The sequence below is a fragment of the Acetobacterium sp. genome, assembly GCF_041752335.1.
In the GTDB taxonomy this organism is placed as follows: domain Bacteria; phylum Bacillota; class Clostridia; order Eubacteriales; family Eubacteriaceae; genus Acetobacterium.
In genome coordinates this window covers 1-13,697 of record NZ_JBGSHG010000104.1, presented here as the reverse complement: position 1 = coordinate 13,697, position 13,697 = coordinate 1, and the positions used below count along the sequence as shown (strand labels likewise).

Genomic DNA, 13,697 nt, shown 5'->3' with positions numbered 1-13,697 from the left:
TTTAAAAATGATTGAAATTATTGATACTTACCCTTATAATGAACTTATCAATATGAAATGAGGTGTCTAAAATGATTGAATTTGTATACGGTTCAAAAGGAAGCGGCAAAACAAAAAAAATGATTGACATGGCAAACACTGCACTGGAGACCTGCGAAGGGGATATCATTTTTCTTAACGACAGAGACAAATATCGAGTAAAAGTAGATACTAAAATCAGATTCACAAACCTGGAGGAGTTTAGCATCGTCGGATCAGATCAACTATTTGGCTTTATCAGCGGGGTTATAGCAGAGAATTATGATGTAAAAATCGTTTTTATTGATAATACATTGAGACTGATTGATTATCAGACGCCAGCGGACATTTGTGAAATCGTTGAAAAGATTCAAAGGATTAACGAAAAACATGATATTAAATTCGTTCTCAGTTTAAGCTGTGAAAAAGAAGAACTGCCGGAATGTGTCGCAAAATTAATATAAAAAATTTCAGACGAACCTGATTAGTACAAAAAAGGTTCGTCTGTTTAATCTTATTAAGGAAATTTAAAAACTAATGACAGAAAAGCTGTATAATATTTATTCGGTTTGGCTTAAGGAACGTTACGGGGAAAAAGTATATAAAATTCCCGTAAATATTCCGGTGACCTGTCCCAATCGTGATGGCACCAAAGGAACCAGGGGCTGTGTTTACTGTGGAGCAAAAGGCGGCGGCAATGAAACCCTATCCGATCAGCTATCCGTCAGGGAGCAGGTCGAGAGAAATATTGCCTATATTGGAAAACGATATCACGCAAAAAAGTTTATCCCGTATTTTCAGAGCTTTTCAAACACCTACTGTGAATTCTCTGATTTTCGGAAATGGATTCTGGAATCGATCCGCCCGGATGTGGTGGAGATTTCGGTTTCGACCCGCCCGGATTGTATCACCGATGAACAGCTTAAATTTCTGGAGACGGTAAAAAAAGAACAATCCATCGAAGTGACCATTGAACTGGGGTTGCAAAGTGTCAATGAAGAAACCTTAAGAATCATTAATCGGGGACATACCCTGGCTGATTATGAACAGGCCATCGACCGGATCAAAGCAGCTGGTCTGTTAAGCTGCACGCATATGATCCTGGATTTGCCCTGGGACCGGGAAGAAGACGTAGTCAATGGAGCGGAGATTCTTTCCCGCAAGAAAACGGATTTTGTAAAATGTCATAGTTTATATATCGAAAAAAATACCGTTTTAAAAAAATGGTATGAGCAAAAAAAAGTGACGCTTTTGACAAAGGATGATTATATCACCCGAGCTATCTTATTTCTGGAGCATTTAGATCCAAAGATTGTGGTCCAACGGCTGATTGGCCGGGCGCCAAAAGAAGATTCGGTGATAACCAACTGGAATATCAGCTGGTGGAAAATTAAAGATGAGCTTGAGGCTCAAATGACGCAGGAAAATAATTACCAGGGAAGAAAATTTTCTGGGATGAATAATAAGAGGTAAAGTCCTTGGGAACAAAATATTGGCAGGAATTTCTCATCCCTTATCATCAGGCAGTGGATGAGATTGTTTTAAAATTTACAAGCTTAAAAGAACAGTACGAAAAAATCGGTGAATACTCACCCATAGAATCCGTTTACGGCCGGGTCAAGAGCGTGGCCAGCATTCTGGAAAAAATACATAATTATGGCGTTGATATTGAATCCCTGGAAGAAACCATCCAGGATATCGCCGGGATTCGGATTATGTGCCAGTTTGAGGATGATATTTATGAGGTTGTGGAGCTGATTCGGAAGCGAACCAATTGTGATATGGAAGTCGTCAAGGTAAAGGATTATCTCAGTGAAGCCAAACCCAGTGGGTATAAGAGTTATCATCTGATTATCCGCTACCCGGTTTTTTGCGTGTCCGGAAATCAGTCGATTTTAGTGGAAATTCAGATTCGTACCCTGGCCATGAATTTCTGGTCTATTATTGAGCATTCCTTAAATTATAAGTATAAGGAGAACATTCCCGAAGCCATCAAAAAAAGACTGATTAATGCCGCCAATGCGGTCAACGATGTGGACCGGGAAATGTCATCGATCCGGGAAGAGATACAAAGTGCCCAGCGGCTGTTTGGTCTTAAATCCAGTTTGGTCACCAGCATTCTCGATAATATCGGGTATTTGTACAAGCTGAATCACGGCGATAAAGCATCCCATTATGAAAAAATCTTTGACGACCTTTTTGCCCAGGAAGATATTATCCAGCTGATCTTGTTGCGAAAAGAACTGGAATCTGAAGTGAACAAGATTGAGGCAGAGGTTTAAGAAATAAAAAACATGTTTGTGAAAAAAGAACAATATGTTATAATAGCAAATTGTAAATGATATAAAAATCAAGGAGGTTGTCGATGTCTGGACATTCAAAATGGTCGACTATTAAACACAAAAAAGGAAAAGCAGATGCGAAACGCGGTCAAATCTTTACCAAGTTAGCAAAATATATTGCGGTTGCATCCCGGGAGGGTGGCAGTGATCCGGAAATGAATGCAAAATTGAAAGAAGCCATTGTCAAAGCGAAGGCTGCCAACATGCCCAATGAAAACATTGACCGGGCCGTCAAAAAAGGCGCCGGCGAACTACAGGGCAGCATTTATGAAGAAATTACCTATGAAGGATACGGACCAGGCGGGGTGGCGGTGATTATTGAAACCCTGACCGATAATAAAAACCGGACCGCTGGAGACGTTCGCCACGCCTTAGATAAAAATGGTGGAAATCTTGGCACCAGTGGTTGTGTGGGATTCCTGTTTACCAAAAAAGGTCAGATTATGATCGAAAAAACCGATGATCTTGATGAAGAAGCGCTGATGATGCTAGCCCTGGATGCCGGCGCAGAAGATGTTGAAACCGCCGATGAAGGCTACGAAATCAGCACCGAACCGGTGGATTTTGGACCTGTCTGTGATGTCCTTAAGCAGGAAGGTTACGAACTGGCCTCGGCCGAAATCGCGATGATCCCGGCCACTGAAGTTGAACTGACAGATGCCACCGAAATCAAGAAAATGTTGAAAATGATCGACATGTTTGATGACAATGAAGATGTTCAGGCAGTTTGGCATAACTGGACAGGTGAGGATGATGAATAAACAAGGCCCCTTTAAACGGTTTAAAGATGTGATTCTTTATATTGTTTTCACTCTTTTTCTTATTTTTTTAACTTCGTCCTTTGTGATCGAAGATGTCTACTCGGCTGCTGATCAACTTTCGATGGAGGAACACGGAATAGCTGATGTTTTTTCCATTGCCGTTGGCATCGAGCCAGCAAACCTGACGGTCAATGCCGATAAAGCGGACGAAGAGCAGAAAACAAGTGAAATCAAAACCGACGATGGAACAACCATAGTGATTACCGAATATGCCATTGGCGATACCAATGATGAAATCCTGGAGTATCAGCAGATTTTGTATTCACTGGGATTTTTGATCAGTCCGCCCTCCAATCAATTAACCGAAGAGGTGCAAACGGCTATTAAAACCTATCAGGCCATGAAAGGTCTGGAGCAAACCGGAAAACTGGATCGTTCCACCATTATTTCACTGGTAGCCGAAGATATTAAATTTGAAAAAGGTGATAGCGGTAAGGTGCTGCAAACCTATCAGCAAATTTTAGTCGCCCAAAAATATCTGGCATCTGAAGCAGCAACCGGAACCTTTGATGATGCCACCGAAGCGGCAGTAAAAGCCTTCCAAAAAGCCAACGGCCTCACTGAAACTGGAAAAATCGATGCCAAAACCATCAAAGCTCTGGATACATTAAGATAAAATTAAATACTAACAAAAAAAGCCGTCGATCTTGGCGGCTTTTTTAGTCTTATGGTTTACAAAAGTTTTCTATTTGATATAATGACAAGAAATCATTAGATTATTTTCATAGATGGGAAAAGAGGAAAGAAATGAAAGTTGTCACACCAAAAGAAATGGCAGTTATGGATCGCCATGCCGTAGCCGCCGGCACCCCCAGAATTGAACTGATGGAACGGGCCGGTCATGCCTGTACTGAGATCATCAAGGAAGATCTTGATGAAGATGCCCAGATTATCATCATTTGCGGACCGGGTAACAATGGTGGAGATGGTCTGGTTATCGGCCGGTTATTGATTGAAGAAGGCTATGTTGTGCATCTCTTTTTAACCGAAGAAGAAGCTAAACTATCTGAGGAGAATCGGATCAGTCTAAAACAGCTTGCAGATAAAAACATTCCCATCCGGACGCTTCAAAAAGAGACCGATTTAGAGGATCTTAGTCTGATTATGAAGCGGGCTACTCATGTTATCGACGCGATTTTTGGTACTGGTCTGGTGGATAAAGAAATTGCGGAGATTTACAAGCACATCTTTGATATGGTTAATGATTTTGACAAAGAAAAAATAGCCATCGATATCCCATCGGGCTTGCGGGGTGATATTGGACTCACCATTGGCAATGCAATTTTTGCCGATAAGACGATTGTGATTCAAAATTACAAAACTGGCTGTCTGTTAAACGACGGTCCTGATTATACTGGTGACACCATCCTCGTTGATATCGGGATTGATGAGACCAGTATTCCCAATGAAAAACACTATACCCAGGAAAGTGATCTCAAATTCCCCCGCAAACGAAAAAAGAATACCCACAAATATGATTATGGCTCAGTGGTCGTCATTGCCGGGTCCAAGGGCATGAGTGGTGCCGGCATCCTATCCATTGAAGGAGCCTTAAAAAGCGGCGGCGGTCTGGTGACCTGCTACGTGCCCCAGGATATTTATATTCCGATTGTAGCCCGGGCACCCGCAGAGTCTCTGGTTAAAACCTATGACTGTAATATCACATCAGATGACATCAAACACGATCGCAAAAAGGTAATCTTGATCGGACCGGGAATTGGCCGGGCCAAGAATTACAGCTTTATTCTGGAGCATTTGCTGGAAGGCAGCCTGCCAGTGGTGATAGACGCCGATGGCATCCATCATCTGGCGATGGTGGTAGACACCTTAAAAGAATCGAAAACTCCCGTGGTGATCACCCCGCATTTTGCCGAGTTTTCTCAACTTATTGATGTGCCCCGGGAAGATATTTTGAAAGATCCCATTGGGTATGGTCAGAAATTCGCTACGGAATATCAGGTGGTAGTGGTTTTAAAAGGCTATCGAACCATGGTTTTTGGAACCAATGGCGAAATCTGGTTTAATTCCACCGGCAATCCGGGGATGGCCACCGGCGGCAGCGGCGATGTGCTGGCCGGGATGATCGCTGGCATTGCCGGACAAAACGTGGACTTGTTTGAAGCAGCTCGGGCCGGGGTGTTTTATCACGGCAAGGCCGGGGACTATTATGCCGAGCACTATGGCCAAAGTACCCTGACTGCCCATAGCATCATTGAATCCTTAAAATATGTTTTAAAATAAGCGATTAAAGAAGAAAATCCCGGAATGACCGGGATTTTTTTCTCTTTGTTTTGTGATTTGATGATTATCGGTTATAATAATTTCAAAGATATGTTTACGCCAGCGAATTCCTGGGTTGGTCTGCAAACAGATCGGAGTATGGGGAACCAATCGCAAAGCTGATGACACTTTTGTCGTGTGTGAATAAAATTAATTCAGAAAGGGACTGGCTTGTGACAAATATACTAATTAGAAAAATGATTAAAAATTATAAAAATACCGGTAATTCCAGAGTTCGGGAAAACTACGGAAAACTCGCCAGTATGATGGGGATTGCTTCCAATCTGCTGCTTTTCATCATCAAAATAACCGTGGGACTGGTATTTAACAGTATTGCCATCACCGCCGATGCGGTCAACAATCTATCTGATTCCGGTTCGTCCCTGATTACCCTATTGGGCTTTAAATTATCCGGCAAACCGGCGGATGCCGATCATCCCTATGGTCACCAGCGAATGGAATATATTTCCGGTCTAGCTGTTTCATTTATTATCCTTTTTCTGGGATTACAGTTGATTCAGAGTGCGTTTGAAAAAATACTTTATCCGGAAATGCCGCAGTTTAGCATCATTTCGGTGATTGTCCTGGTGATTGCGATTCTTATCAAATTCTGGCAGTTTCTGTTTTATCGAAAAATCGGCAAAGCCATTGATTCAATGACATTGATGGCCACTGCCATCGACAGCCGCAATGATATCCTGGCAACCGCTTCAGTGCTGGTGGCCACTATTGTTACCTATTTGACCAGCTTTAATCTGGATGGTTATATGGGCCTAGTGGTGGCGGTGTTTATTATTATCAGCGGCATTAATCTGGTGCGCGAAACGATTAGCCCTTTGCTGGGAGCTGCCCCATCGAACGAACTGGTGGATCAGATCTATAAAAAAATCCTCGGATATGAACATATCATCGGGCTTCATGATCTGATGGTTCATAGTTACGGGGTAACTAAAACCTATGCCTCGGTTCACTGCGAGGTGCCGGCAGAACTGGACTGTATGATTAGCCACAGCGTCATTGATAAAATCGAACGGGACTTTATAAAGGATATGAACATTCATCTGATCATTCATCTCGATCCGGTGATTACCAGCGATGATAAAACTAACGCCTTAAAAGAACAGGTGGAACAGACCATTGCCATACTTTCTCCGGACATTCACATCCACGATTTTCGGGTAGTCTGGGGGTTTGACCACTCCAATCTGATTTTTGATGTGGTGGTGCCCTTTGATGTGGAGTGGAGCGACGAGGAATTGATTATCATGATAGCCAACGAAATTCATAAAATAAATCCGGCCTATCATGCTGTCATTACCGTTGATCACAATCACTATGTCCCTAACGAGGATGATTTAAATGTATGATTAGAAAAGCCTATTACAGACGAATTTTGTGATAATCTGGCGATAAAAGCAATCAATTCGAATAAATATTATCGATATTCAAATCTTAGGAGAAATAAAATAGCATGAGTAAAAAAACAAAACATAGTAAACCAAAGATTATCAAAAGTTACCAAGTAAAAACCTTCGGATGTCAGATGAACGAAAACGATTCGGAAAAAATATCCGGGATGTTAAAAGCCCTGGGTTTCGTGGAAGAACCCGACGTTAATAAAGCCGGCCTGGTGATTCTCAATACCTGCAGCGTCCGAGAAAACGCCGATGAGCGGGTTTTTGGAAATATCGGTGCTTTTAAAACCGTTAAGAAATCAAATCCTGATTTAATTCTGGCCGTCTGTGGCTGTATGATGCAGCAGCCGGAAATTGTCAATCAGATTGTCTCCAAATATCCGCAGGTGGATCTGGTTTTCGGCACCCACAATTTCCATCAGTTGCCGCAAATGCTTAATAACTATCTGGTTAATGGCAAACGGCTCGTGGAAGTCTGGGAGGATTCAGATACCATTGTGGAAGATCTGCCGGTGGATCGCAAATATCCGTTTAAGGGCTTTGTGACGATTATGAATGGCTGCAATAATTTCTGCACCTACTGTATTGTGCCCTACACCCGGGGCCGGGAAGTCAGCCGCCAGCCGGAAAAGATTTTTGCCGAGGTTAAAGCGCTGGTGGCCGATGGCTGTGTCGAGGTGACGCTGTTAGGCCAAAACGTCAATTCCTATGGTAATGACCTTGACGATACGGTTAATTTTGCCAGTCTGCTGCGACAGCTTAATACCATTGAAAACCTCAAGCGGATTCGCTTTATGACCTCCCATCCCAAAGATCTCACTGATGCGGTTATCGATGCTATTGCTGCCTGTGATAAAGTCTGTAACTATATTCATCTGCCGATCCAATCCGGCAGCACCCGGGTTTTAAAAGCGATGAACCGGAAATACACTCAGGATGATATTCTTGATCGGGTCAGGGCAGTGCGGGAAAAAATCCCCGGCGTGGCCATCACCACCGATCTGATTGTGGGCTTTCCCGGCGAAACAGAAGCAGACTTTCGGGAAACCCTCAAAGTCATCGAACTATGCCAGTTTGATTCAGCCTTTACCTTTTTATATTCGATCCGCACCGGCACCCCGGCAGCCACCATGGCAGACCAAATTGCCGATGAGGTCAAACACGACCGGATCAACCGTTGTCTGGAAGTGCTGCATCAAATCAGCCATGATATTAATCAAACCTATCTAGATCAGGTAGTGGAAGTGCTGGTGGAAGAAACCAGCCGCAACAATCCTGAGCGGATGGCCGGCCGAACCCGAACCAGCAAGCTGGTCAATTTTCCCGGCGAGCCGGCAGATATCGGCAAACAGGTGATGGTCAAGATCACCGCCGCTAAAACCTTTAGTCTGGATGGCGAAAAAATAGCACAGGAGGACCCCGATGGCGCAGCTCACTCCGATGATGACCCAATACCTGCAAATTCATGAGGAGGTACCTGATGCCCTCCTTTTCTTTCGTCTGGGTGATTTCTATGAAATGTTTTTTGATGATGCCCTGACGGCTTCCCGGGAGCTGGAAATTGCCCTGACCGGCCGGGATTGCGGGCTGGAAGAACGGGCACCGATGTGTGGGGTACCTCATCATGCGGCGCAGAATTATATCACCCGCCTGGTCGAAAAAGGCTACAAGGTCGCCATCTGCGAGCAGGTCGAAGACCCTAAGGAAGCCAAGGGGATTGTCCGTCGGGAAATTATTCGGGTTATTTCTCCGGGCACCATTTCCGAAGGAAAATTACTGGAATCCAAAAAAAACAATTACCTGATGGCGCTCTTTCTGGAAAACAATACCCTGGGCTTGGCCAGTCTGGACGTCTCCACCGGGGATTTTTATGTCACCCAGATCGCGGCCAAGACCCCGGAACAGTGGCTGTCCCAGCTGTCCGATGAAATCGGGCGGTTGTTGCCGGCCGAGGTGATTCTTAATCCGGCGCTGTTTAAAGATAGCCAGGCCCTGACGATGATCGAAAACAGTTTTGGGATTCTGGCTAGTCTTTACCCGGAAAAATATTTTTCGGTTAAAAACGGCAGTAAACGGATCACCGATCAGTTTCAGGTTTTTGCCCTCGGCGCCCTGGATCTGGAGCGTCGGGATCATGCCATCGCCGCCGCCGGCGCGCTGCTGCTTTATCTGGATGAAACCCAGAAACGGGCCCTGACCCATATTAAAACGATCCGCTATTATAACAGCAAGGATTATATGGTCCTGGATTTATCGACCCGGCGTAATCTGGAGCTGACTCAGACCCTCAGAACCCTGGATAAAAAGGGCAGTCTGCTGGGGGTGCTGGATAAAACCATCACCGCCATGGGCGGACGAACCCTGCGCCGATGGGTGGAGGCGCCACTATTAAATCATGATAGTATCCTGGAACGACAAGGGGGCGTCTCGGCTTTTTATAGCAACGCCGCTCATTTGCCAGCTTTTAAAACGATTATGACTAAGGTTTATGATCTCGAACGGCTCTGCGGCAAGCTGGCCTTTGGGACCATCAACCCCCGGGATGTACTGGCGCTCAAACAATCGCTGGGAGCGCTGCCGCTGATCCAGGATTTTGTGCAACTGCTCGGCTCGGAAAAACTGCGCAGTCTGTTTGATCCTGATGATTTACTCACCGATGTCTGGGAGCAGATTGACAAGTCCATCGACGATCAGGCGCCGATTGTCCTTAAAGACGGTCATGTGATCAAAACCGGCTATCATCAGGAAATCGACGAATTCCGGGAAGCAGCTGAAAAGGGTCAGGACTGGATCCGCGATCTGGAATGCCGGGAACGCGAACGCACCAGAATTAAAAACTTGAAGGTGAAATATAATCGTATTTTTGGGTATTTTATAGAAGTAACCAAAAGTAATTTTGATCAGGTCCCGGAAGACTATATCCGCAAGCAGACCCTGGCCAATGCCGAGCGTTATTTTACCCCGGAGCTGAAAGAAATGGAAAACAAGATTCTCGGTGCCCAGGAGGGCTTACTCCGTTGTGAAACCCAGGTGTTTCAGGAAATCCGCGACGGCCTTCTTCAAGAAATCCCAAGAATCCAGCAGAAAGCCCGGGAAGTGGCGGAACTGGACGCCATCTATGCGCTGGCTACTGTCGCCCTGCAGAATCGCTACGTCTGCCCGGAAATTACTGTGGACAACACCATGTTGATCGAAAACGGCCGTCATCCGGTGGTGGAGGATATGATTGGGACCAACCATTTTATTGGCAACGATTGTCTGCTCAATCAGGATGATCAGCGGATGCTGATCATCACCGGGCCGAATATGGCCGGTAAGTCGACCTTTATCCGGCAGGTGGCGATCATTACCCTGATGGCCCAGATCGGCTCCTTTGTCCCGGCAGATGCCGCGGCCATTGGGGTGGTCGACCGGATTTTTACGCGGGTCGGGGCCAGCGACGATCTGGCCAGCGGTCAGAGTACCTTTATGGTAGAAATGACCGAAGTGGCCAATATTTTAAAAAATGCTACCAGTCGCAGTCTGGTGATTCTGGATGAAATCGGCCGAGGTACTTCCACCTTTGACGGCATCAGCATTGCCTGGGCGGTGGTGGAATATCTCCATAACGAAGACAGTATCGGAGCCAAAACCCTGTTTGCTACTCATTATCATGAATTGACCGAACTGGAGACCCTGAAACCGGGGATTAAAAATTTCAGTATCCGGCTCAAAGATACCCCGGACGGGGTGATCTTTTTGCGAAAAATCATTCCCGGACCAGCCGACCAGAGTTACGGGATTGAGGTGGCCAAGCTAGCCGGTTTTCCGGCCGGGGTGACCCGGCGGGCCCAGGAAATTCTGGGCCATCTGGAATCCGGCGAAGACACCTATCGGCAGGAGTTGCTGGTGGCGGAACCTACCGTTTTATCTGATGGCAAAGGTGCCCAACTGAACTTTTTCGATGTCGCCAAGGCCATGACCGCCGAAGAAGAGGCAGCCCTGGGCGTGATCCGGGAGATGAAAATGGACGAAATGAGTCCCATCGAAGTCATGATTGTGATCGACCAATTACGTAAAAAACTTGATGATCGGAGAAAATATGAAAACTAAAGAATTAAAACGGATTGTCAGACGTTTAATGAATGACAAAAAATATAAGAATATGACCTTTGATCAATTGTCAGACTTTATCGGTCTGTCAAAAAAGAAGGACCGGCAGATGCTGAGTCATGTGCTCAAAGAGCTTGAAATCAAAGCCAGAGTGGAAAAAGATTGTAACGGGTGTTACCAGAAAACCGACGATTGTCCTAAAATTGTGGGGGTCCTCCGCGGCAACCAGCGGGGCTTCGGCTTTGTCATTCCTGACTATACGATTTTTTCGGAAGACGTCTTTATTCCCGAAAAATACCTCCACGGCGCCCTTGATATGGATACAGTATGGGTCCGCTTAACATCCAAACCCGGCGAAAAAAGACCGGAAGGGGAAGTGGTGGAAATCATTGACCGGGGTCATAAAAAAATCATCGGTCGTTATGAAAAAGGAAAGGGCTTCGGCTTTGTGGTGCCGGATAATGACCGGCTCTGTAAGGATATTTTTATTCCCGAACGGCATGGCAAGAAGGCTGTTAACGGCGATAAGGTGGTTACTCAGATCGTCTCCTGGTTTGATAAAGGAAAGAATCCGGAAGGAGAAATTCTGGAAATTCTCGGCAACGAAAATGAACCGGGTATCGATATTCTTTCAGTCTTAAAAGAATATGATATTCCCATGGATTTCGCCCATGAAGTGGAACGGGAAACCAATCAATTAAACGATCGGATCAGCCCCGACGAACTGGGAAAACGCAAGGATCTTCGAGATCAGCAGATCTTTACTATTGATGGGGATGATGCCAAGGATTATGATGATGCGGTGTCGATCCGGAAGAAGAAAAATGGCAATTTCGTGTTGGGCGTTCATATTGCTGATGTCAGTCATTATGTCCGCCAGGGCTGTGATATCGACGTGTCCGCTCTGGACCGGGGTACCAGCGTCTATGTGGTCGATCGGGTGGTACCGATGCTGCCTTTTAAGCTTTCTAATGACGTCTGTAGTCTCGTGCCCAACAAGGACCGGCTGACCTTCAGTTGTGAAATGGAAATCGATAAAAAGGGCCAGGTAGTGGATTATGAAATTTTTAAGTCAGTGATCTGTTCCAAAGCTCGGATGACTTATAAAAAAGTCGATGCCTTACTGGAAGACCGGATCGACAAGGCCGCTGACCTCAAACCGTTTCGTAGCGATCTGGTGCTGATGGAGGAACTTCATGAAATTTTGCGGGTCAAACGCCGGTTAAACCGGGGCGCTATCAATTTCGATTTTCCCGAAGCCAAGATCTTATTGGATAGCCAGGGTTTTCCTGAGGACATCATCATTGACCAACGGCTGATCTCCCATCGGATCATTGAAGAGTTTATGCTGGCCTGCAATGAAACCATTGCCGAGCACGTTTCCAAACTGGATGCGCCCTTCATTTTTAGAAACCATCCCGAACCCCATCCCGAAAAGCTGGCGGCTTTCCGCACCTTTATTAATCGCTATGGCTTTAAATTGGGGAAAAACGATGATCAGGTACCATCCGGCCAGGATTTCCAGCAGCTGGTAGCCGACATCGCCGGCAAGAATGAAGAGCGGGTAATCACCTTGCTGATGCTGCGGACGATGCAGCAGGCCGTTTATGAAGGCCATAATCTGGGGCATTATGCACTGGGGGCAAGCTTTTATACACATTTTACCTCACCGATCCGCCGTTACCCGGATCTCTTTGTCCACCGCTATCTGGCCAAGGCGCTGACCGGAAAAATTAATAAAAAGTCGCTGGATTATCTGGAGGCGAATATTGAAGCGGTGGCCAAGCATGCCTCCGAAACCGAGCGCCGGGCCGAAAACATCGAGCGGGAAATCACTAAGCTCAAGATGACCGAATATATGACCCGTCATATTGGCGAGGAATTTACCGGCCGGATCAGTGGCGTTACTTCCTTCGGCTTTTTTGTGGAACTTCCTAATACCATCGAAGGGCTGGTACGGCTTCAGGATTTAAAGGATGACTTTTATAACTATGATCCCGAACTGCACCAGCATATTGGTGAACATCGGGGTAAAATATTCAGACTGGGCCAGGAAATTAGAATTAAAGTGGCCAAGGCCGATGTGAGTTCCAAACAAATCGATTTTGAACCTATTGAATAATTAAGAAAACTATGCTATAATAAAAAACTAGCTAATAACAGAGGAGTTGCACATGGGAGAAAATATTAAGATTGTGGCCAAAAACCGAAAAGCACGTCATGATTTTACCATTGAAGATACCTATGAGGTGGGTCTGGTTTTATCCGGAACGGAAGTGAAATCGATCCGCGGCGGAAAAGTCAGCCTGAAGGAAAGTTTTGCCGATGTTTACAATGGTGAGATTTTCGTTTATCAGATGCATATTGATCCTTATGAGCAGGGGAATATTTATAATAAAGACCCCTTGCGCATCCGTAAGCTCTTGTTGCATAAACAGCAGATTAGCAAACTGATCGGGCTGAAGCAGCGGGAAGGCTACACTCTGGTACCACTGACCCTTTACTTTAAGGATGGTCGGGTTAAAATGGAACTGGCACTGGCCAAAGGCAAGAAGCTTTATGATAAGCGTCATGCCATCGCCGAGCGGGATTCTGACCGACGGATTCAAAAAAGTATGCGGCATAGTGGCTAGTTAATTATTTGGGGGCGTACTGGTTTCGACGGGGGTTTTGAAGCTTGAGTAGCGAGTCGATGTTGCTGATCATCGTAAAAAGTGGCGCATAAATAT

General features: G+C 45.5%; 11 protein-coding genes. All 11 read left to right on the top strand.

The window, feature by feature from the left end:
- Window positions 1–71: 71 nt before the first annotated feature.
- The 11 genes from ACEW8F_RS13095 (at window position 72) to smpB (ending at window position 13,601) form a co-directional block, all read left to right on the top strand.
- The gene (locus ACEW8F_RS13095; protein WP_373483919.1) at window positions 72–482 is read left to right on the top strand and encodes a hypothetical protein; all 411 of its coding nucleotides are present in this window, start codon (window positions 72–74) and stop codon (window positions 480–482) included.
- Between the two features lie 73 nt (window positions 483–555).
- Window positions 556–1,491 (top strand): TIGR01212 family radical SAM protein, encoded by a 936-nt coding sequence (locus ACEW8F_RS13090; RefSeq protein WP_373483918.1) that lies wholly within the window; start codon window positions 556–558, stop codon window positions 1,489–1,491.
- A 5-nt stretch (window positions 1,492–1,496) separates the two neighbouring features.
- Window positions 1,497–2,300 carry a GTP pyrophosphokinase family protein gene (locus tag ACEW8F_RS13085; protein WP_373483917.1) on the top strand — a complete coding sequence of 268 codons (804 nt, stop codon included), beginning with the start codon at window positions 1,497–1,499 and terminating at the stop codon, window positions 2,298–2,300.
- A gap of 83 nt (window positions 2,301–2,383) precedes the next feature.
- Window positions 2,384–3,121: a YebC/PmpR family DNA-binding transcriptional regulator gene (locus tag ACEW8F_RS13080; protein ID WP_373483916.1), complete on the top strand. Its 738-nt coding sequence runs from the start codon at window positions 2,384–2,386 to the stop codon at window positions 3,119–3,121.
- Window positions 3,111–3,797 (top strand): peptidoglycan-binding protein, encoded by a 687-nt coding sequence (locus tag ACEW8F_RS13075; protein ID WP_373483915.1) that lies wholly within the window; start codon window positions 3,111–3,113, stop codon window positions 3,795–3,797. Before ACEW8F_RS13080 ends, ACEW8F_RS13075 begins: the two co-directional genes overlap by 11 nt.
- A 131-nt stretch (window positions 3,798–3,928) precedes the next feature.
- Window positions 3,929–5,422 carry an NAD(P)H-hydrate dehydratase gene (locus ACEW8F_RS13070; RefSeq protein WP_373483914.1) on the top strand — a complete coding sequence of 498 codons (1,494 nt, stop codon included), beginning with the start codon at window positions 3,929–3,931 and terminating at the stop codon, window positions 5,420–5,422.
- A gap of 212 nt (window positions 5,423–5,634) precedes the next feature.
- Entirely contained in the window at window positions 5,635–6,828 is a 1,194-nt protein-coding gene (locus ACEW8F_RS13065) for a cation diffusion facilitator family transporter (RefSeq protein ID WP_373483913.1), read from the top strand.
- A 104-nt stretch (window positions 6,829–6,932) separates the two neighbouring features.
- The gene (gene miaB, locus ACEW8F_RS13060) at window positions 6,933–8,345 is read left to right on the top strand and encodes a tRNA (N6-isopentenyl adenosine(37)-C2)-methylthiotransferase MiaB (protein WP_373483912.1); all 1,413 of its coding nucleotides are present in this window, start codon (window positions 6,933–6,935) and stop codon (window positions 8,343–8,345) included.
- Window positions 8,299–10,968: a DNA mismatch repair protein MutS gene (gene mutS / locus ACEW8F_RS13055; RefSeq protein WP_373483911.1), complete on the top strand. Its 2,670-nt coding sequence runs from the start codon at window positions 8,299–8,301 to the stop codon at window positions 10,966–10,968. The genes miaB and mutS overlap by 47 nt, the downstream gene beginning before the upstream one ends.
- Window positions 10,958–13,090 (top strand): ribonuclease R, encoded by a 2,133-nt coding sequence (gene rnr / locus ACEW8F_RS13050; protein WP_373483910.1) that lies wholly within the window; start codon window positions 10,958–10,960, stop codon window positions 13,088–13,090. The genes mutS and rnr overlap by 11 nt, the downstream gene beginning before the upstream one ends.
- Window positions 13,091–13,142: 52 nt before the next feature.
- A complete protein-coding gene (smpB, locus tag ACEW8F_RS13045; RefSeq protein ID WP_373483909.1) occupies window positions 13,143–13,601 on the top strand; it encodes an SsrA-binding protein SmpB in 459 nt (152 codons plus the stop codon).
- Window positions 13,602–13,697 lie beyond the last annotated feature (96 nt).

Bases quoted from the DNA above. Each gene is read 5' to 3' on its own strand.
- ACEW8F_RS13080 (WP_373483916.1), top strand. From the start codon at position 2,384: ATGTCTGGACATTCAAAATGGTCGACTATTAAACACAAAAAAGGAAAA.
- ACEW8F_RS13095 (WP_373483919.1), top strand. From the start codon at position 72: ATGATTGAATTTGTATACGGTTCAAAAGGAAGCGGCAAAACAAAAAAA.
- miaB (WP_373483912.1), top strand. From the start codon at position 6,933: ATGAGTAAAAAAACAAAACATAGTAAACCAAAGATTATCAAAAGTTAC.
- rnr (WP_373483910.1), top strand. From the start codon at position 10,958: ATGAAAACTAAAGAATTAAAACGGATTGTCAGACGTTTAATGAATGAC.
- smpB (WP_373483909.1), top strand. From the start codon at position 13,143: ATGGGAGAAAATATTAAGATTGTGGCCAAAAACCGAAAAGCACGTCAT.
- mutS (WP_373483911.1), top strand. From the start codon at position 8,299: ATGGCGCAGCTCACTCCGATGATGACCCAATACCTGCAAATTCATGAG.
- ACEW8F_RS13070 (WP_373483914.1), top strand. From the start codon at position 3,929: ATGAAAGTTGTCACACCAAAAGAAATGGCAGTTATGGATCGCCATGCC.
- ACEW8F_RS13090 (WP_373483918.1), top strand. From the start codon at position 556: ATGACAGAAAAGCTGTATAATATTTATTCGGTTTGGCTTAAGGAACGT.
- ACEW8F_RS13075 (WP_373483915.1), top strand. From the start codon at position 3,111: ATGATGAATAAACAAGGCCCCTTTAAACGGTTTAAAGATGTGATTCTT.